We start from the raw sequence: 19,864 nt of genomic DNA on the forward strand, positions 1-19,864 counted from the left end.
GCCACGGCGTGGATGTTCCTGTGGCCTCCAACCGGCATATTCGGGAATTTTCCCCATCCCGCAGGACCTATTGCGGCAGCTTGAACTTGCACATCTTGCGATACAGGGTCTTGCGGCCGATACCGAGCATCTTGGCGGCCACGGTCCGGTTGCCGCCCACATGGTTGAGAACCCGCATGATGAGCTGGCGTTCGCTTTGTTCGAGAGTCGGGAGAATCCCTCTTTTTTCGGCGCCGTCCAGGGCTCCGACGATCTCTTGCGGCAGCGTCCCCGCCGTGACCAGGTCGTTTTCGGACAGGATGATGGCCCGCTCGAGAACGTTGCGCATCTCCCGGACGTTGCCCGGCCAGTGGTAGGACAGGAAGCAGGCCTCGGCCGTGGGAGCGATCTTGTAGGGCGGTCGGTCCGGATAGATATGGCCGAGGAAATGGGTCGTGAGGGCCGGGATGTCCTCTATTCTTTCCCGCAACGGCGGCACCTCGATGCGAAAGATGTTCAGACGATGGAAAAGGGCCTCGTGAAAACGTCCGGCCTCGACCTCCTTGGCCAGATCGCGGTTGGTGGCGAACAGAAAACGGATGTTGACCTTGCGCTCTTCGGTCTCGCCCACCCGCCGGTAGGTCTGGGACTCCAAAAGACGCAGCAGCATGGACTGGAGTTCCAGGGACAGTTCGCCGACCTCGTCGAGGAAAAGCGTTCCGTTGTTGGCCAGGGCCAGCAAGCCATCCCGGGATTCGGTCGCCCCCGTGAAAGCCCCCTTGCGGTAGCCGAAAAGCTCGCTGCGCAACAACTCCTTGTTGAAGGTGCCGCAGTTCTTAATGACCAGCGGCCTGTCCGCGCAGGCGCTCTGGTTGTGGATGTTGTGGGCCACCACATCCTTGCCCACGCCTGATTCGCCGGTAATCAGTACCGGTGTCCGGGTCGGCGCCACCTTGCTGATGAGAAACAGGATCTGTTTGATGGCCAGGGAATGGCCAACGAGCTTGCAGTCGGGCCTGGGCGTCCCCGTCCGGCGCAAAATCCGGTTTTCCCGTTGCAGCACGGAACGCTGGTAGGCCTTCTCGATCACCAACTTGATCCGTTCCAGGGAAAACGGCTTGGTGATGTAGTCGTAGGCCCCGATCTTCATGGCCTCGACCGCGCTCGCCACCTCGGCGTAGGCGGTGATCATGATCACCTCCACGTCGGGAAGGCGCTCCCGGAACCGTTCGAGCAGGCCGAGGCCATTGCTGTCGGGCAGGCGGATGTCCAGGAGGACGACGTCGAAGTCCTGTTCGAGGGTGAGACGGATGGCCTTTTCGGCCGACTCGGCCGTGGTCACCACCCGGTCGGGCGCGGCCAGGGCCTTTTGGGCCAGGCGGCGGATGGACTGCTCGTCATCGACCACCAAAAGGTTGATGGCTCCGGTTTTATACATGCGTTGCGGCCTATTGCGACAGGTAGGGCAGGATGACCTCGAAGACCGCGCCCTTGCCCGGCTCGCTTTCCACGCTGATCTCCCCGCCATGCTTGCGGATGATGTTGTAACAGGTGGACAGGCCGATGCCGATGCCCTGTCCCGGGGGCTTGGTGGTGAAAAAGGGTTCGAAGAGCTTGCCGATATGCTCCGGCGCGATGCCGTCCCCGGTGTCGGCCACTTCGAGCGCCACCATGTTGTCCCTGACCCCGGTCCTGATCCTGATCCTGCCCGAGGCCCGTACGGCGTACAGGGCGTTGCCCACGAGATTGAGCATGACCTGCATCAGTTCCCCGGGATGCCCGAGCACCACGGGGGCGTCCTCCCCCCCGGTCTCCAGGGCGATGATGTCCTTGGGCAGGCGGCTGAGCCTGGGGCCGAGCAGCTTGAGGCAATTGGCCACGACGTCGTTAAGGTCGACGGTGGTCAGTTGCCGGACCTCGCGGTGGCCGAAGGTCAGGAGGTTCTGGACGATGCCCGAACAACGGCTGCATTCCATGAGGATGGTGTCCAGAAACTCGTGAAAGTCCTCGAAAAGGGCCGCCGCCTTTTCGCTCGCCGGCGTCAGGGCCTCGAGTTCGCCCAGGTGCAGGGCCAGGGTTTCGGCGAAGCCGCTGATGCTCGTGAGGGGGTTGTTGATCTCGTGGGCCACGCCCTCGGCCAAGACGCCCACCGTGGCCATGCGCTCGGCCAGGAAATACTTGGCCTGGAACTGCTTCTCCAGGGTGACGTCGCGCTGCAGCAGCAAGATCCGGTTCGGCTTGCTTGTGCCGTCCAGCATGACCGAGGCCGTGCACTCGATTTGCCGGTTCTCGCCGCCACGGTTCAGGATTTGCAGACTGCGCGAAACCCGGGTCGGGCTTTCCATGGCCAGTTCGATGGAACAGGGGGAGCATGGCGCGTCGCACCCCTTGAAGATCTTGTGGCAGGTCAGGCCCGCCGGCGCGAGCCCGGGGTAGGTGTCGTCAAAGGACTTGTTGACCGACAGCACTTTTTTCTCCCGGGAAATCACGGCCATGACGTCGGGAATACCGTCCAGGATGGCCTGGATGTCCCGGCGTTTCTGTTCGAGCTCCTGGTTCGATGCCTCAAGTTCGCGGATCTTGCGTTTGACCTCCTTGAAAAACCCCAGCTTGACGGTCTCGATGCCGCTGATGTCCGCGAGCTTGGTGTCGCGCGTCATCACCACGCTCCGTAGTAGATGTTCAGGATGTCCTTCCATCCGGCCGGCCGGGGGTTGGTGAGCAGGCAGATGTCCTTGGCGGCGTTGCGGCTCATCTTGGGCAGCATGGTGTTGTCGGGCAGGACCTCGCGCAGCCGCGCCGGCAGGCCGATCTCCTCGCGAAAGCGCTCCAGGGCCGCGATGCCGCCCGCGGCCGTGGCCGCGTCGCTCTCCAGGCGCTCGCCGAGGAGGATGCGACCGATCACGGCCATCTTCGCCTCGCATTCCGGCTGATTGTACCGCATGACGCTCGGCAGGAGCAGGGCGTGGGAAACGCCGTGCACCACGTCGTACATGCCGCCCAGGGCATGGGCCAGGGCGTGTCCCAGCCCCACGCTGGCGTTGGTGAAGGCGATGCCGGAGGAAAGTCCGGCCACGGCCAGTTGCTCCAGTTCGTCGAGGGCCAGGGTCGCCAAGGCCGGCCGGCTGTGACGCCAGAGCAGGTCGAGTCCCTTGAGGCTTTGCACCTCGGTCAGGGGATTGGCCAGGGGCGACAGGTAGGACTCCACCGCATGGGCCAGGGCGTCGAACAGGGGGGCCAGGAGCAGTTCGCGGCTCAGCGTGCCGAGCAGGTTCGGGTCGGTGATGGAGATATTGGGAACAAGAGTCCGGCTGATGATGGTCATCTTGATGCGCCGCGCCACGTCGGTGATCACCGCGAACTGGGAAATGTTGGATTCGCTGCCCATGGTCGTGGGGATGAAGACCATGGGCGGCAGGGGATCCTTGACCTGATTGGCTCCCTCGTAGTCCTTGATTTCCCCGCCGTTGCTGGCCACCAGGGCAATGCCCTTGGCCGCGTCCATGACGCTGCCCCCGCCAAGGGCCAAAACCACATCCGCACCGCTTTGGCGGTACAGCTCCACTCCCTTTTTGACCTGATGGTCCTTGGGATTTTGGGCCACGTCGTTGCAATAGACGGACTCCAGGCCCTCGCGCCTGAGGATGGCTATGAGCCTGTCCAGCCAGCCGGCCGCCTCCACCCCCGGATCGGATACGACGAAAATCTTCGAGGCCCCGAGCTGTTTGGCGCACACGCCGGCATAGTCGAAGCTGCCGCGGCCGAAAATGATTTCCGGAATGGTGAACTTGTGAATGCCCATGGCTCTCGCGCCCCCGGTCTTGAAGCGGCTCCCCGCGTGTGACCGTCCGCGGCGGCGGGCGGTCTGCGGCCAGGCGTCGCCGGCGGCAGACACCCGTTTGAGAATCCTTTTGATCTTGCCTAGTTGTTCACCCCATTTCTGTCAATGCCGGGCAACCATAAGCACATGGATCCGCTCCGATTTCGCCCTTCGGGGCAGTGTGACCCGAATCCTACGCCTCCCTTCTTCCAACCGTGATAACGCCGCCGCAGGATGGCGGCATAGCCGACGAAGCCCCCTGGCCGACCCTTTATAGGTGCTCTTGGTCTCACTGGCCGTATCTTTAGCCAACGCCCCGCTCAGGCCGTGCGGGCATGCCTGTCCCCCAGCAGGCGCCTGAGGCGGAAATAGTCGTCGTCCAGGCCGATGGCGCACATCTGTTCGTAGACCTCGGGGCAGACCCCCCTGGCCAGTCGGATTTGCAGCTGGATCAGGTCGTCCACGTCGTATTCGCCGGTGTACAGCGGAGGCGCCGCGTCCGACCGCCAATAGGCGTCGCTGATGAGTCCCTGTCGCTTGGAAAGTTCGTACTGCCTGGTCCCCGGCAGGATGGTGGTGATGCCGACGATGGGGGAGGTGGCCGGCCGGATCTCCCGGATGAGCGCGATGGTCTCGTCTATGGTCTCCGGGGTCTCGCCGGGGTTGCCGACCATGAGGAAGCAGCTGGGCTCGATGCCGGCCCTATGCGTCAGGGCGAAAGCCCTGGCCACCTGCTCCACGGTGAAGCCCTTGTTGACGGACTTGAGGATGCGCGGGCTGCCGGACTCCACGCCGTAGTAGACCCGGTAGCACCCGGCCTTGCGCATCCAGGCCAGCATCTCCTCGTTGACGCAGTCCACCCGGGTCTCGGCCATCCAGACGAGGTTCAGCTTTCGGTCCAGGATCTCCCTGCAGATGCCGATGGTCCGCTGGTGGTTCAGGGAGAACAGGTCGTCCGAGAAATACACGTGGCGCACGCCGCGGTCGGCCACCAGCTTCTCCAGTTCGTCGGCCACGTTGCCCGGCGAGCGGAAGGCCCACTTGCCGTTGAAAAACTTGTTCACCGAGCAGAATTCGCAGTGGAACGGGCAGCCCCTGGAGGTCATGACATGGGTTCCGGTCAGCTCCTGGTATTGAGGCGGGATCTCCGGGGACTTGTACTGGGTCAGGTCGAAGGCGTCGTAGGCCGGGAAGGGGAACACGTCCAGGTCGGTGACGCTCTCCCGGGGCGGGGTCAGGCGCACGTGGCCGTCCCTGAGAAAGGCGATGCCCCGGACGTCGTCCGGGGCCCGGCCCTGGGCCAGACGTCGGGCCAGTTGCACGATGGTGTTCTCCCCCTCGCCCAGGACCACCACGTCCACGTTGCCGGAAGCGAGCACCTGGTCCGGGAAGAAGGTGGCGTGGGGGCCGCCCATGACCACCGGTACCTCCGGGAAGAGGCGCTTGGACAGCTCGGCCAGGCGCATGGCGTTGGCCCGGCCGAAGGTGAAGCAGCTGATGCCCACCAGGCCGGGTGCGCTTTCGGAGAGCATGGCCTCGACCAGGGGCCAGTCGCGGTCGTGCAGGTCGTGGAACTCCACGTCGAAGTTGCCGGAGCGCAGGGCCGAGGCCAGGGAGGCTATGCCCAGGGGAACCCAGGTCTTGGGCGGCAGCAGGTCCGCGCTGAAGGTGACCGGATTCATGAGCCGCACCGCGGGAGGGGTCAGGAGCACGATTTTTTTCATGATGCTGGTCAGCACGCAGGCCGCGACGGCGCGGCCCGCCATGCGCGTTGCGTGCTCCCCCCCTCCCGGAGGGCTGGCGTCTCCAGGAGGGCGGAGAGCACTGTTCTTGAGGGGTGGCAGCCTTGCTCAAGAACCATTGTCGACTAGCTGGGCAACTGGAACGCCTGGGCCTCGAAGGAGGCGAGCACGTCGTCCATGTGCAGCTTCTTGAGCAAGCTGCGGGTCGGCAGTCCGGTTTTCACGTCCCACCCCATGAGCTTGTAGTACTCTGTCTTGGTGGCCTCGAAGTGCTCGCGAACCAGGGGCGGGTGCGGCGGGTCGGACGGGGGGAAGGAGGGCAGGAGCCGGGTATCCACCGGAGCGAAGAAGTGGTCCGGGATCTGGTCGTGCTCCTCGCGCATGTTCACCGGCTTGCCGTCGTTCCACTCCAAGACCGTCAGGAGCCGGTGCAGCGTCCAGGTCCTGGCGGCCTGCTCGTTGAGCTTTTCCTGGGTCATGTTTTCTCCGGTGACATACCCCAAGAGCTTGTACTCCACCGAGATGTCTCCGGCGTAGCCCCGGTCCTCGCGGCCGCTGACCATGACGGGATAGACCCAGTCACAGCCCGTCATGCTGTCCTTGATGCAGCCCCGATAATGAATGAATTGGCTCAGATAGGCGTTGGCCTTGGCAGACTTCTCGCCGTTCCAGGTCAGGGGGGTGTCGCGGCTGCGGTGGATGTCGTTGAGCCCGTTTTCCGCGACGTCCTTTCCCCAGTGCTTGACGGCCACGGGCATGGCCTGCTTGAAGGAAAGCCCTGTCCATTCGATCAGGTTGGTCATGGAGTGGCGCATGGGGTCGCAGTTCTCCATGGCGAAGTTCACGGCCCAGTAGTAGCCGAAAGTCCTGGGGTCGTAGTGGGCGGACATGCCCCAGCCGCCGTTGCCGCCGACCACGCCGCCCATGATGCCTTCCATTTTTATGAATTTCATGACCGCCTTGGCGACCTCGGGCATCTTGCGCTTCGTAAACTCGTCCGAGATGATGTCCATGGCCCGGCGGAAGCCCTCGCCCAAGGCGTCGCCCAGGAAATCTTCACGATAGGCCATCAGCGACAACATACCCTCCAGGCCGGCGGAGCCCAGGTTCCCGCCCTCGCGGGGATAGTGGGCGGCCTCCAGGGCCTCGAGGTTCTTCTTGCTGACCAGCTTCTGGTCGTACATGTGCCGGAGCACGCTCTTGCCATCCACTTTTTCGTCTTGCAGATGCCAGATGAACTGGATCATGGGGAACATCTCGAAAGAGTCCAGACCCAGCTTGTTGACCAACTGGCTGGCCTGGAAGGTGCCCTCGTCCTTGTTTCCCATCCATGCGTAAAACCACTGGGTGCAGCTCACCGCGCCAGTGCCCATCTTGGGCACCTTCATGTACGTGTAGCAGCCCTGGGGACAGGAGTAACAGGACTGGGTCTTGAGGTGGTATTTCTTCAGCCAGGGCGCATTGCTCTCGGTCTGGTCGAAGCGCTGGGCCTGATGGTTGATGTCTTTCGGATCCAGATGCTTCCCGGTCCAGCTCAGGGGACCCTTGGACAGCGGGGTGGCGCCCAGGGGGGCCGGCTGGAACTCGCGGACGCTCTGGACGTATTCGATCAGGCCCTTCTTGTCCGCCACGTCGACGCCCTTGGTGCCCCGCACGGCAATGGCCTTGAGGTTCTTGGAGCCCATGACGGCGCCGAAGCCGCCCTGTCTGGCCACGTTGCCGAGCCGGTGGATGATGGGCGCGATGCGGACCATCCTTTCGCCGGCGGGACCGATGGCGGCGATCTGGATATCGTTGTCCTTCTGCTTCTCCTTGATGGCTTCCTGGGCGGCGATGCCGTCCAGGCCCCACACTCCCGAGGCGTCCTCGATGGTCACCTTGTCGTTGTTGATGTTGATGTACGCCGGCTTGGGGGACTTGCCCTGGACGATGATCGCGTCGTAGCCCGCAAACTTCAGCTCCGCGCCCCAGTAGCCGCCGAAGTTGCTCCGCGAGGCCAGGGAGTGCTTGGACTGCGTCGCGAAGGAGTGCGGCGAAATGCTGATGACTTCCGGCCGTGAGGTAGAGGGCGCCAGGGTGCCGGTCAGGGGACCCACGGCGAAGATCAGCCGGTTTTCAGGGTCAAAGGGGCCCGCCTTGGGCGCTTCGTCAAAGATGATCTTGTACCCGAAGCCGAGGCCGCCTGTGTAGTCCAGGTACTTCTTGGTCTCTTCCGTGGTGATGGAACCATTGCTCAGGTCCACCCGCAATATCTTTCCAGCCCATCCATACATTGTCGCAGCTCCTTTCAAAGGGGGTTATCCCAATTCAACGAACTTGATCGCGTCGGCCGGGCAATATTTCACGCATAACGGGTCGCCGCCGCACAGGTCGCACTTGGAGTAGATGTTTTTTGCCTCGTTGAAGACCACCATGTTCCACGGGCAGGCCGCTAAACATTCGCCGCACCCCTGGCATTTCTTGGGATCGATGATCCGGGCGCCGGTCTTCTTGTCCAGGACCAGGGCGTCGTACTGGCAGGCCAGGTAGCAGTCGGCCATGTTGCACTGCTTGCACGCCTCGGTCATGGCACAGAGCTTGTTCAGGGAGTGCAGGGGATCGTACAGGGTGTGGATGCGGGCGATGGTCGGCTGACAGGTGTCGTCGTGCGACAGGGAGCAGACGATCTCGCAGGTCCGGCAGCCGACGCAGGCGGTCGGGTCCGTGACGAGCCAAGCCCGGGCATTGGGCAGTTGGGCCGGGGTGATGCCGCGGTTGGTGCATTCCGGCTTGAAGTTCTTGGGCGCGGCCATGACATTGGTGACGGCCAGTGCGCCGGCGGCGAGCTGAACGCCCAAAAAACCGAGCATCCTTCTGCGGCTGAGGAGTAACTTCTTCTCGGGCGGTTGTGCCTCCTCCCGGTGCTCGTCGGGAAGACGCGTCTCCACGGCTTCGGGCAGGGTTGGGGTCGCATTTTCGCTCATGGGGGCCTCCTTCGTATGGGCCGATTTAAGGAAACACTGATTCATGGGGATAACCTGAGCCTTTTTCCGCAATTTTTGTTAAATGCAGCGCGCTGTGTCCCTTTTTGCCAAATTGTCTTCTGCTTTTGATGCTATTTTGCTTGAAAAGCGCGGTTTCAACCAGAAAAGTGCGCACTTTTCCTCATATTGGCAGCGGCTAGCCTCCCTGATGCCCCTCTGGAATCAGAACTTGGCCCTATTGAGCAAAATGAAGGCCAGCGATGCGGTGCATGCGGTCGCGACACGCACCACCCTGTGTGCGTGTGGCGATAATGTTCCAATGTTGCTGGCAAGTTGGTTATGTCTTGCGTGGCATGAAAAACGGTCCGCAAAACCCTGGAAAGGCCTTGAAGAGGACGTTGGTGTGTTTGGGAAATCGGGTCGGAATGACCCGGGAAGTCACTTTTTAGTGAGTCAAAGGAGCTCACTACAGAAATCTTTCATACCCTCAAGCGGCGTGAGCCAAGGCCGTGGCCCAACTGGGCAGCGGGTTGAAGACCTTCTGGGCTTGCCCCGGAAATCGTAACTAACTAGTGCAGGGGAATTTTTCGGTTTTTCTGCGGCCTGACATGGCCGGGCCTGGCACTGGGGGCGCTGGTGGGGTCAAAGGATGTTGCGGACGGCGGCGGCCATGAAAACGGCCAAGGTCACCTTGACCCGACCGCGCCGGCGGCTTCTTTCCAGTCCCTTCATCTTCTTGAGGATCGCCATGGGCGATTGTTCCGGGACAAGCCGGCCGGGCTCGTTGTCGATTACATCGGCAGCGGCCAGAGCCAGGGCCGGGCAGGGAGCAAACCACGCCCCCGCCCAACGGCTTCACTTTTGTACCCCAGGTTGTACCCCGAAAATTTCCCACAAAAAAAGGGCCTGCGACTGACTCGCAAGCCCTTGAAATATGGTCGGGGCGAGGTGATTTGAACACCCGGCATCCTGCTCCCAAAGGCGCACTGGCCGCCTGCATCCTTTGATATTATTGGATATTTTGTGCAGTTGGAGAAGCCCGGCCGGACAAAATCGATCCTTTCTGGGCCAATCCCGGTTCTCCGGCGTTAATCCAAAACGCCCCTCTCCCTCCCAACGCCCTGATGTCGCAGCGTGTCCATCGTCTTCTCTCCATCGCCGCCGGGACTTTCCCCGCCCTTTGGTCCGCCGCGCGGCCACCATGGCCTCCGGGCAAAACTTCTTGACCCGGCAGCCTCTCTGGCGGGGCGTGATGCCCGGATCCCCGGCCACCCGGCGCCGGATGCTCCCGGCCCGGCGCAGGGCCTCCCTGTTCAGACAGCTTCGCGCCGCATCATCCAGCGAGACTCCCGCTCCGGGCTTGGCTCACACCAGCGCATCCGGCGACGCCACCTCCGCCCGCTCGGACGCGTACTCCGCGTCTCCGGGCAGGATGCTCGGCCGTCGCCGCAGGTCGTCGCACTCCCGGTCCCAAAGCCCCTCCAGGCCGCCCTCGTCCGGCGTGAGGAGCTTTTGCATGCGGAAGGCGAAGGACACGGGCATGTTGTCGGCCAGGCCGCTGTCGGTGACGCCCTGGCCCTTGAGCCAGAAGGGGTCGCGCCTGGCCACCAGATTGTGGCGCAGGGGGTCGACGAGCAGGAAGTGGCCGAGTTCTTTTTTATTGTCGCAGAGATACGACACATGCAGATTGTTGTGCCAGCGGAAGATGGTGGCCTGGAAGGGATTGTCCAGGCCAAAGCGCATAAAGAGCCCCCGGGCCGCGAGACAGCCCGCCTCCACGCGATGCACCCAAAAGACGCACCGGTTCACGAAGTCGGCGATGGGCAACACGTAGTGGGCACGGTACACGCCGCCAAGCAGTGCGAAGAGCTTCTCCAGGTAGTGCGGGGAATTAAAGGCCGGATATTCGTCGTGGAAGGCAGGGCCGAAGCCCGGGGCCACCACGGGCAGGCTCGACTTCCGGACACGGCCGGCGGTCCCCAGCAGGGCGGCCAGGTCCGTGTCCGGCGACAGGAGCGCCCCCGGCGACAGCCCCAGGCAGCAGGCGTAGGCGGCCAGGCGTTCCTCGGGGACGCCCTGGCGGATGTCCGCGTCGATGGTGGTGGTGCTCCGGGGCAGTCCCTGGGCGGTCCAGGCCTCCCAGTTGAGGACGTGCTCCGGGTCCTGGGTGTTCTTGCGCCAGTTCTTGCCGAGCATCTTCAAGGCGCGGCGCAGATGGCCCCCGGCCACGGGGTGGCGCGGCTTGGCGGGTCTGCCGGAACGTGAGGAATTGTCCATGAAGCGCTGCCATGTGTCGGTGTGAAGATATCCGTCCTGTCTGACGGCTTTTTCCGGTCATGTCCAGGACGCGCCGGGCGGTTCCCGGGCTGGGCGGCTCCAGGGACAGCCGGGAATTATCCGGGTTTTTTGTGGTTTTTTTGTGGCGAAAAAACCAGGGAAACCATCTTGTTCTTTTCGGCGTCCGCCGGCCATAGATTTCACCATGGACCGACAGCGGCACACAAGGAGTCTGCACATGCGTCGTGAACTTCATGCCATCCCCCTTTCCGGGGCCTGCACACGAACCGCCCCCCGGCTCCCGGCCGCCCTGGCGGCCGTGCTGCTCGCTCTCGCCTGCCTGTGGACCGGTCGGGCTGATGCCGAAATATGCTGGGGGAAGGTTTGCAGCAACTCTACGAACGTCGTCTGCTGCTCCGGCCATGGGAGTTGCGTGGCGTTTAACACCTGCGAGTGCCAAGCCGGATACGCCGGGAAGGAATGCGGGCAACCACCCGTGACACCGGACAAGAACTCCCTCGATTTCGGCGCTGTGGCCACGGGCAGCGCCACGAGTCAATCCCTGATCTTGTCCGTCCTGGCCGGCACGAGCGGGATTTCCGCCACGCTTTCCGGCGAGGGCAGCGGCGACTATGCCGTCACCTCCTCATGCTCCGCCACGTTCACAGAGGCGGGGTCGTGCGGCCTGATCATCGGTTTCTCGCCCACCGTCGCCGGCAGCCGCCCTGCCACCCTGTCCCTGGCCTCCACGTATACGGACAGCACCGGGACTTACAGCACCGCATGGCCTGTGAGCCTGAGCGGCACGGGAAGCGCTGCGGTCCGGGCCATCGCCGCCGATCCGGTCGCGGCTTCGAAGCTCTATGCCGCCGTCGCCGGCTCGGGGGTCTATGCCAGCGCCGACGGCGGCGCGACGTGGACGGCGGCCACCGTGCAGCCCTCCGACACCCGGCTGACGGCCCTGGCCATCAAACCGGACGACACCGCGACGCTCTTCGCCGCCACCAACGGCGGCGGGGTGTTCATCAGCCGGGACAGCGGCCTGACCTGGAACGCCTGCACCGATACGGGCCTTGATTCCCCGGAGGTCCTCTCGCTCATCGTCACCGGGGCCGGGCAGCTTTTCGCCGGGACCGGGGCAGGGGTGTTCACCAGCGGCAACGACTGCGTCTCATGGACGGCGCAAAACACCGGCCTGCCCGAATGAGGCCGCGCCAGGAGGACACTATGCCCGGCCACGCCATGCCAAGCCCCTCCGAACGCCTCGGGCCGGGGCGGCGGCGTTCACGCAGGCGGGCTTTTTTGTGGGTCGCGTGCGCCGCCGTGGCGGCGCTGTTGAGCGCGGCCGGCGTCCTGTACGCCGCCTACGGGGAATGGGTGGGCACGGGCTCCCTGGCAACCGGCCAGGGCAACCGGGTGGTCACGGCCCTGGCCGTGTCCGCGGCCGACCCGAACGTCCTCTACGCCGGAACCGGCAGCGCCACGGTCTTTCGCAGCGCCCAGCCGACCACCCGGCCCATGGTTCCCGGAATACTGTTTTTGCTGCAGTAGGAAAAGCGCGACGAGTCTGAAACCATCTCCTCTCGGAAAGTCTCCCCAACAGGGGTGATTCGCCCCGGCGGTGAAGCAAAACGGCAGAAATGCGGCGAACGCATCGGTCAAACGAGTTTTGTCTGCGTCGGCAGATGGAAGCGAAAAAGGCCCAGGCGGCCCCAGCGTTGTAGATGATCATAGTCACTACCAAGTCAATTGGGGCCTGCTGATCCCATCGCACAGGGCCTTGGGTGGGACACCCCGCAGCAAATCCGTTTGCAGCCCGCAGCCTGCCCGAATGTTGTTCAAAATTCCCTCGTTATCCTGTCGGGTTGGGCAACAGACTGTCCAGTCAGGTTATCCAAAAGCGAAAGGGGACAGGCCGAATACGGTCTGTCCCCTTGAAATATATTGGTCGGGGCGAGGTGATTTGAACACCCGGCATCCTGCTCCCAAAGCAGGCGCGCTACCAGTCTGCGCCACGCCCCGACGAAGACCGCACTGGTTACTGCAACTTCCCGCCCATGGCAAGAAGGCGCGACGGCCTCAGGGCAGGCCGCGCCCGGCGATGGCCGCGCCGCAGGCGTCGCAGGCGCCTCCGTGCGTGTGCGACGCCGCGAGCCCCATGCCCGCCCGCGCCAGGACCACGGCCCCGCAGGACGGGCACAGCGTCGCATTGTGCCGGTCGTCGTGCACGTTGCCCACGTAGACGTAGCGCAGTCCCGCCTCCCGGCCGATGGCGTAGGCGCGCTCCAGGCGTTCCGGCGGCGTCGGCGGCACGTCGCGCATGGCGAAATCCGGATGGAAGCGCGAAATGTGCCAGGGCGTGTCCACACCGAGTTCGTTGGCCAAAAACTGCGCCAGCCGCGTCAGTTGTGCGTCGTCGTCGTTGCGGCCGGGAATGAGCAGCGTCGTCACCTCCAGCCACCAGCCCAGGCGGCGGATGTGCACGAGGTTTTTGAGCACCGGCGCGAGCTTGGCCCCGCACACCTGCTCGTAGAATGCCGGGTCCATGGCCTTGAGGTCGATGTTGGCCGCGTCGATGAGACCGGCAAGGGCGTCCAGGCAGGCCCGGCTCGAAAAGCCGTTGGAGACCATGATGTTGCCAAGCCCTGCCTCGTGGGCCAGGACGGCCGTGTCGGCCATGAGCTCGAAAAAGACCGTGGGTTCGGAGTACGTGTAGGAGATGGAGGTCGCGCCGCTGCGTTTGGCCGCGGCCACGAGGTCGGCCGGGGTCGCCCGTTCGCCGGTTACGGCCTTGCCCTGGCGCGGCGGTTGGGACAGGCTGTAGTTCTGGCAGAAAGCGCAGGAGAGGTTGCAGCCCATGGTGCCGAAAGAGAAAGTCCGGCTGCCCGGGTGGAAGTGGTAGAGCGGCTTTTTCTCCACCGGGTCGAGGTTGGCCGCGGCAACCCGCTCGTAGGCCAGGGTGAAAAGCGCCCCGCCCTTGTTGACGCGCACCCCGCACAGGCCGCGCGAGCCGTCGGCGATGCGGCAGAAGTGCGCGCACAGTCGGCAGGACACGCGCCCGTCGGGCAGCTTTTTCCAAAGCCGTGCCGGATGCATGGCGTCCCTCCTTTGTTACGGCGTTTGGGAACCGGTTCCCGGCTGCGCGCCCGTTTGCTGGCCGAAGCCGGCCTGCCCCGCGCCGCCTTGCCCCTGCGGCAGCGAACCCTGCCGCGACATGCCGCCTTGCCCGGCCTGGCCGGAGGGACCGGCCTGCCCACCCTGGCCGCTTTGGCCGCCAGCCGGCAGGCCTTGCCGGGCCTGCCCCGCGCCCTGGCCGTACTGCCCGCCCGGGGCCATGTTGCCGGTGCCGTATCCGCCTTGCCCGGTCCCGGGTTGCCCCATGCCTTGCCCTGCGCCCATGGGCATGGCCCCGGGCAGGCCGACCTGCGGATAGATGTAAAAGGGGCCGGCCTGCGGCTGGTTCTGGTCGGGCTTGGGGCGCGGCCGGATTTCCATGATCTCGTTGCCTTCCTCGTCGCGGCCCATGCGCATGTGGTCCACCGTGCCCATGTGGATGTCCTTGCGCGGCGTGTCGTCGCCGGATTGCGAGCCGGGCGGCAGCTCCGGCGGCGGGCCGTAGCGCGAGGGGCCGTCCATGCCGTCAGCCGCCGCGGGCCGGCAGGGAAGGGCCAGGAAGGCCGTGGCGACGAGCGCGAAGGCCGGAAGCGCCGCGCGCAGGGCCGCCGCGAGCGGGGGGACAGGCTTCCCTTGAATTCGGGCCGCAAAAACACTATGAAAAAATGTTTTCATGTCGCAGTCCTCGCAAGGAGCAACCCATGGCCGACAGATCGGCAGCCTACAAGGCCGCGGGCGTTGACATCGACGCCGGCAACTCCCTGGTTTCGCGCATCAAGTCCATCGTGGCCGGTACCTACGGCAAGGGCGTGGTCTCCGACATCGGCGGCTTCGGCGGCCTGTTCAAGCTCGAGGCCGGAGCCTATGCCGAGCCGGTGCTGGTGTCCTCCACCGACGGCGTCGGCACCAAGCTCAAGCTCGCCCATGACTTCGATCGCCACGATACCGTGGGTATCGATCTTGTGGCCATGTGTGTCAACGATATTCTGGTTCAGGGAGCCAAGCCGCTTTTCTTCCTGGATTATTTCGCCACGGGCAAGCTCTCGGTCGATCTGGCCGCGCGCGTGGTCGCCGGCATCGCCGAAGGCTGCAAGGAGTCCGGCTGCGCCCTGCTCGGCGGCGAGACCGCCGAGATGCCCGGCTTTTATCCCGACGGCGTCTACGACCTGGCCGGCTTTTGCGTGGGTATCGTGGACAACGCCAAAATCGTGGACGGCTCGAGCATCGGCGTCGGCGACGTGGTCATCGGCATCGAATCCTCCGGCCCGCATTCCAACGGCTATTCGCTGATCCGAAAGATCCTGGACGCCTCGGGACTCGGGCCCGACGACCCCATGCCCTTGGCCGGAAAGACCGTGGCCGAGGCGCTTTGCGCGCCCACGCGCATCTACGTCAAGACGGTGCTCAACCTGCTGCGCGACTTCGAGATCAAGGGCATGGTCCACATCACGGGCGGCGGCTTCTACGACAACGTCAATCGCATCCTGCCCCGGGGCGTGGCCGCGCATCTTCGTTTCGGCTCCTGGGAAGTGTCGCCGGTCTTCGACTGGCTGCGCGAACAGGGCGGGCTCAGCTGGCCGGAGATGCTGCAGATCTTCAACTGCGGCATCGGCTTCATGCTGGTGGTCGCCCCGGAGGTCGCCGGCGACGTCATGCAGCGCCTCAAGGCCCTGCACGAATACGCCCGCATCATCGGTTCCATCGAGATCCGCAAGGAAGGGGACGAGCAGGTGGTCGTCGCCTTTCCCGAAGACCGCGCCTGAGCCGGCGCGGCCCTGGGCTGCGTCCCGCGTGACGGCCGCTTTCGCGGAGACGGTGCGGGCAGGCCGCCGGGACGTGGCGGCGCGTGGCCGCTTGTCGCCGCCGGCATCCGCACGCACGCGGGCGCGAAGGCCTGCCGCTCTTTCGCGTCGGCGCGCGGCCTGACCGCGCGCCCGCCGCACGCCTTCCCCTTTCCCGTGGCATTCCTGACGCCTTCCGGCACTACCGCGCCGGCCCGTCCCCCGCACAAGGCGGGTCGGGTTGCCCTGGCCACGCGCGGCAGGGCAAGGGCGCTACGCCGGCTCCCACTGCTTGCCGTCGGCGGCCGGTTTGAAGGACATGGTCTTCCGTGCGCCGCAGTAGCGACAGAAGAGTTCGACCGTCACGGCATCGCCGTTCCTGGCGGCTTCCGAAGAACGCAGGGCCTGCTTCCGGCAGAAGATGCAGTCGCATTCCGGGAGCGCGTCCAGAGGCGCGGGGTGTCGCAGCTCGAAACTCATGGCGTTTCTCCTTTTCGTCGCGGCCGGCGGCCGCTTTGATGCAAGATCCGAACGTATCGGCCGGGGCTACTGGTCGAGGACGTGCTTTTCCAGGACGAAGCAGGTGAACGCGCCCTGGAACACGTCCGTTTCGCCCCGGCGGACCGTGACGGCCACGCGGCGTTTGCGCCCGGCGTCGGTTTCGGCCACGGCTTCGGCTTCGAGGGTTTCCCCCGCGGCCGTCGGGGACAGGAAACGGACTTCGGCCGCGCCGAGCACCACGAACGGGTCGTTGACGGCGAGCATGGCGGCGTAGTCGGCCAGGCCGAACACGAAGCCGCCGTGCACGAGGCCGCGCGCGTCAACGGCCATGGCCGGGTCGAGCGTCAGGCGCACGACGGCCCGGCCCGGCGCAAGGGACACGGGCGATCCGCACAGGGACGGGGCGATGGCGGTGTGGGTGGCTGGCTGCATGGAAGGCTCCTTATTGGGACCATGCCAAAAGGGGCGAGGCGAGGCAAGACGGCGGCGCGCAAATGCAAAGGCCGCCTCCGTTTCCGGGGGCGGCCCTGGCATGCTGTGCGAAAGCCCTCTGGGCGGCCTGGTTAGTTGACCTTGATCTGGCCGGCGATGCTGTTGAAGACGGCGCTCAGGTTCGTGCCCAGGGTGGTGACGACGCCGATGATGACGGCGGCGATGAGAGCGGCCATGAGTCCGTATTCAACCGCGGTGGCCCCTTCCTCGTCGCGAATGAAAGTGGTGATGGTGCGCAGCATGGTCTTTCTCCCCTTCGATATATGTTTCTGGTCGTTGCTTCCGTTGCCGTTCCTGACACACGGAATTAGCAGAGAGCGTGCCAATCGAACCGCCTGGGGGAACATGGCGTAGGGATTGAAGAAGGGTGTTTTTTTTAACGACACGTTCGAGAAATCGTGGGGCATCGGCATGCTGTTCCCGTATTCGTGGAACCGGAGCGGGGAATCGGGAAGGAGCCTAAGGCCATGGGCATGGGTGCGCCTGTTCCATTGGCATGCTCCCGAGGTGACCGTTACTATCCAGAAGAAAGCATGTGCTCGCGCATGGGTAACCGCGTGAACGACGTGCAAATGCAAAGGCCGCCTCCGTTTCCGGGGGCGGCCCAGCATGTTGCGCGAAAGTTCTGATGGGCGGTCGGCTAGTTGACCTTGATCTGACCGGCGATCTTGTTGAAGACGGCGCTCAGGTTCGTGCCCAGGGTGGTGACGACGCCGATGATGACGGCGGCGATGAGAGCGGCCATGAGCCCGTATTCCACCGCGGTGGCCCCTTCCTCGTCACGAATGAAAGTGGTGATGGTGCGCAGCATGGTTTTTCTCCCCTTCGATATATGTTTCTGGTCTTTGCTTCCGTTGCCGTTCTTGCCTGAGGGAAAAGCAGGGGGCGTGCCAAACGGAAGGGGTTTGGCATCCTATTGAAATCACAGTGAAAAGAATTCTTAGGCGCGCGGACGTTCGAGGAAACGTGGATTTGCGGCGCGGCGATCCCGCGTTTGTGGAACCTGGCCTCAGGGCAGGGGGGAGAGGCTTGCGCCGAGCAGGCCGAAGCGCTTGGGGGAGGCGTTTCCCGGGGGCAGGGCGGCGAGCGTCAGGCGGGTTTCCCCGGGCGGCAGCGTCAGGTCCAGGGTCATGGGTGTGGCAAGGCCCGAGGAGGCGATCTCCCGGGACATGCCCGGACCTGTTACGGCCAGGCGCACCGGGGCCAGGGCGATCAGCGTGCAGGCGAGGCGGGCGCGCAGGGGGGCGTCGCCGTCCTGGCGCAGGCGCAGTTCTCCGGCCTCCCCGGCCCAAACGATGTCGCCGGTGATGGCGCGCTCGGGCGCGGAAAAGCCCGGGCCGAAGCGCAGAAGCGCCCGGGACGGTGCGCTCGGGGTGAAGCCGCGCGCCGGGACCAGGGCCACGGAATCCAGGGCGATGCCGCCGCCCGTGGCGGCAAGGGACGTTTCCGCAAGCCCGGCCCGGCCCACGGTGTCGGCCGGCGTAAGCCGGAAGCGCCCGCCGTCCTGGTAGAGCAGGTCGCAGTAGCGGTTGCCGGCGTCGGCCGTGACCGTGGCCTTGTCCGCGAAAAGCGTGGGCGCGTCGGGATGCGGCGCGTACGGGTCGGCGTTTGGCGGGCCAAGGCGCGCGACCTTGCCCAGGAGCACGGCGGTAACTGTGTCGGTCGGCCCCGACAGCCGGCGCAGGGCGAACACGGGCGCATCCGCCGGCAAGGGGGCGGGCGCGACGGCGACGACGCGCAGCCGCTTGCCGCTGCGGTGGGCAAACCAGTCCTCCCAGTAGCCCTGGCGCGGTTTTTCCTCGCTTATGGCCACGAAAAGATCCGGGGCCACGAGCAGCGCGCCATCCGGCACGGCGGCAAAGGCCGGGCTTTTTGCGGCGAGCGTCGCGGCGCGCCAGCGCGCGCCGGCCGCGACCTTGCTTTCCCGCACCGAGGCGTTGACCGCGGCGGTCGCCAGCGTGACACCGGCCACGATCACGGCGAGCGCGCCGGCGGTCAGGCGCTTCGCCGCCGGTTTGCCGCCCAGGCGGCCGCAGAGCCACAGCGCGGCGGCGGCGAGGCCCACCGCCGCGGCGTAGCCCGAAAAGCCCGAGGTCACATACCACGCCAGGCCGCCGGCCGCCGGAGTCTGGTACTTGGGCGACAGGGCGATGAGAAGGTTCGGGCACACGAACGCGTAGGCGCACAGGCACGCGGGCACAAGCCGCAGGCGCAGGGCCGGGCCTGTTTCGCGGGCGAGGAGATGGTAGGTCAGGCCGCCGCTCACGAGAGCCAGGGCGAGCCAGGACGGGGCCAGCCGCGCCGCGTGGTTCGCGAGCTGCGCCAGGAACTGCGGCAGGGACAGGACCAGGGCGCTTGTCACGGTGGGAAAGCGGTTGATCCAGTCGCAGCTCAAGGGAAACGCGCCGAGCGGCAGGGCGCTGCTGCTGTAGGCCCAGACGGTGCGGACAAGGACGACCGGGTCGGAGACGGCCAGGGCGTTGCCCGCGTACTGGCTGGGGTGCAGGGCGCGGTAGGCGAGGCTTGCGGCTACGAAGGCGATAAATCCCAGGCAGGAGACGGCCATGGTTCCCCAGCGCGCGCGCGGCGTGCCGCGCGCGGCAAGCCAGAGGAGGGCGCAAAAAAGCGGCGCGTAGGCGAGGAAGGCCTCGAAATGGCAGCAGGCGACAAAGGAAAGGAGCACGGCGGCGGCGAGAAAGCCGCGTGCGCCGCCCCGGCCGTAGCGCCACAGCCCGCAAGCGGCCAGAGTCAGGCAGAGCAGCCCCGAATCGAAGACCAGCGGATAGGCCGTCAGGATGTTGTGGTGCCAGTTGTCCTGGTAGAAGGCCAGGGCAAAAAGCGTGGCCAGGGCGCCGAGCCAGGGCGCGCCGACGACGCTTCCGGCGAAGAGGCAAAAGCCGGCCATGGCCGCGAGAAAAACCGGCAGCGACAGGGCGTGGCGCGCGGCGGGGCTGTCCAGGAAGTACGGCAGCGAGGTCAGGGCGACGTGGAGGTAGTGGTGGAAGCGGCCCGAGCCCGTGGCCAGTTCGCTGGTCAGCGCGCCCAGGCGGCCGGCGACGACGTTCTGCTCGTAGTACAGGTCGTCGCTCGTGGCCGGGCCGGCCTCGAGGTAGCCCCACAGGACCAGGACGGCCGTGACAGCGAGGCAAAGCGCCGTGAAATACGCGGTGGTCCTCGTCGCGTCCTTGGGCATGC

General features: G+C 65.4%; 17 protein-coding genes and 1 tRNA gene. 3 read left to right on the forward strand and 15 right to left on the reverse strand.

Annotated features, from left to right (window positions below; translation table 11 throughout):
- Positions 1-67: 67 nt before the first annotated feature.
- From Q368_RS0112480 to Q368_RS0112515, 7 genes are all read right to left on the reverse strand, one after another.
- On the reverse strand, positions 68-1,417 hold the full coding sequence (locus Q368_RS0112480; RefSeq protein WP_029459404.1) for a sigma-54-dependent transcriptional regulator: 1,350 nt from the start codon (positions 1,415-1,417) through the stop codon (positions 68-70).
- Positions 1,418-1,427: 10 nt separating this feature from the next.
- Positions 1,428-2,639 carry a PAS domain-containing sensor histidine kinase gene (locus tag Q368_RS0112485; RefSeq protein WP_029459405.1) on the reverse strand — a complete coding sequence of 404 codons (1,212 nt, stop codon included), beginning with the start codon at positions 2,637-2,639 and terminating at the stop codon, positions 1,428-1,430.
- Positions 2,639-3,781, reverse strand: coding sequence for an iron-containing alcohol dehydrogenase (locus tag Q368_RS0112490; protein WP_029459406.1), 1,143 nt, complete (start codon positions 3,779-3,781; stop codon positions 2,639-2,641). The genes Q368_RS0112485 and Q368_RS0112490 overlap by 1 nt, the downstream gene beginning before the upstream one ends.
- A gap of 338 nt (positions 3,782-4,119) precedes the next feature.
- Positions 4,120-5,565: a B12-binding domain-containing radical SAM protein gene (locus Q368_RS0112495; RefSeq protein WP_052360148.1), complete on the reverse strand. Its 1,446-nt coding sequence runs from the start codon at positions 5,563-5,565 to the stop codon at positions 4,120-4,122.
- Between the two features lie 101 nt (positions 5,566-5,666).
- Positions 5,667-7,814: an aldehyde ferredoxin oxidoreductase N-terminal domain-containing protein gene (locus tag Q368_RS23890; protein WP_084158763.1), complete on the reverse strand. Its 2,148-nt coding sequence runs from the start codon at positions 7,812-7,814 to the stop codon at positions 5,667-5,669.
- Between the two features lie 24 nt (positions 7,815-7,838).
- Positions 7,839-8,504 (reverse strand): 4Fe-4S dicluster domain-containing protein, encoded by a 666-nt coding sequence (locus tag Q368_RS23895; RefSeq protein WP_052360150.1) that lies wholly within the window; start codon positions 8,502-8,504, stop codon positions 7,839-7,841.
- A gap of 1,365 nt (positions 8,505-9,869) precedes the next feature.
- Positions 9,870-10,781, reverse strand: coding sequence for a hypothetical protein (locus Q368_RS0112515; protein WP_029459410.1), 912 nt, complete (start codon positions 10,779-10,781; stop codon positions 9,870-9,872).
- A gap of 238 nt (positions 10,782-11,019) precedes the next feature.
- Between Q368_RS0112515 and Q368_RS0112520 the strand changes: the two genes are divergently transcribed.
- Complete coding sequence (locus Q368_RS0112520) at positions 11,020-11,988, forward strand: choice-of-anchor D domain-containing protein (protein WP_162179641.1); 969 nt, start codon at positions 11,020-11,022, stop codon at positions 11,986-11,988.
- A 20-nt stretch (positions 11,989-12,008) separates the two neighbouring features.
- On the forward strand, positions 12,009-12,332 hold the full coding sequence (locus Q368_RS0112525) for a hypothetical protein (protein ID WP_029459412.1): 324 nt from the start codon (positions 12,009-12,011) through the stop codon (positions 12,330-12,332).
- Positions 12,333-12,726: 394 nt separating this feature from the next.
- On the opposite strand, the gene Q368_RS0112530 is transcribed toward Q368_RS0112525, so the two are convergent.
- From Q368_RS0112530 to Q368_RS24550, 3 genes are all read right to left on the reverse strand, one after another.
- Positions 12,727-12,803 (reverse strand) — tRNA-Pro (locus Q368_RS0112530).
- A 57-nt stretch (positions 12,804-12,860) separates the two neighbouring features.
- Positions 12,861-13,877, reverse strand: coding sequence for an AmmeMemoRadiSam system radical SAM enzyme (amrS, locus tag Q368_RS0112535; RefSeq protein WP_029459413.1), 1,017 nt, complete (start codon positions 13,875-13,877; stop codon positions 12,861-12,863).
- Between the two features lie 15 nt (positions 13,878-13,892).
- Positions 13,893-14,570, reverse strand: coding sequence for a hypothetical protein (locus Q368_RS24550; protein ID WP_156955703.1), 678 nt, complete (start codon positions 14,568-14,570; stop codon positions 13,893-13,895).
- 26 nt (positions 14,571-14,596) lie between these two features.
- Here Q368_RS24550 and purM point away from each other — a divergent pair, with 26 nt between their 5' ends.
- Complete coding sequence (gene purM / locus Q368_RS0112550; protein WP_029459415.1) at positions 14,597-15,658, forward strand: phosphoribosylformylglycinamidine cyclo-ligase; 1,062 nt, start codon at positions 14,597-14,599, stop codon at positions 15,656-15,658.
- 291 nt (positions 15,659-15,949) lie between these two features.
- On the opposite strand, the gene Q368_RS0112555 is transcribed toward purM, so the two are convergent.
- The 5 genes from Q368_RS0112555 to Q368_RS0112575 all read right to left on the reverse strand — a co-directional run bounded on the left by Q368_RS0112555 (position 15,950) and on the right by Q368_RS0112575 (position 19,862).
- On the reverse strand, positions 15,950-16,156 hold the full coding sequence (locus Q368_RS0112555) for a hypothetical protein (RefSeq protein WP_029459416.1): 207 nt from the start codon (positions 16,154-16,156) through the stop codon (positions 15,950-15,952).
- Positions 16,157-16,222: 66 nt separating this feature from the next.
- Positions 16,223-16,609, reverse strand: a complete 387-nt coding sequence (locus Q368_RS0112560; RefSeq protein WP_029459417.1) for a PaaI family thioesterase — start codon at positions 16,607-16,609, stop codon at positions 16,223-16,225.
- Positions 16,610-16,740: 131 nt separating this feature from the next.
- A complete protein-coding gene (locus Q368_RS0112565) occupies positions 16,741-16,911 on the reverse strand; it encodes a Flp family type IVb pilin (protein ID WP_029459418.1) in 171 nt (56 codons plus the stop codon).
- Positions 16,912-17,309: 398 nt separating this feature from the next.
- The gene (locus tag Q368_RS0112570; RefSeq protein WP_029459419.1) at positions 17,310-17,480 is read right to left on the reverse strand and encodes a Flp family type IVb pilin; all 171 of its coding nucleotides are present in this window, start codon (positions 17,478-17,480) and stop codon (positions 17,310-17,312) included.
- A 198-nt stretch (positions 17,481-17,678) separates the two neighbouring features.
- The gene (locus Q368_RS0112575; protein WP_043785859.1) at positions 17,679-19,862 is read right to left on the reverse strand and encodes a hypothetical protein; all 2,184 of its coding nucleotides are present in this window, start codon (positions 19,860-19,862) and stop codon (positions 17,679-17,681) included.
- Between the last annotated feature and the right edge of the window lie 2 nt (positions 19,863-19,864).

Origin of the sequence: Solidesulfovibrio alcoholivorans DSM 5433 (assembly GCF_000702665.1) — a bacterium.
In the GTDB taxonomy this organism is placed as follows: Bacteria; Desulfobacterota; Desulfovibrionia; order Desulfovibrionales; family Desulfovibrionaceae; genus Solidesulfovibrio; species Solidesulfovibrio alcoholivorans.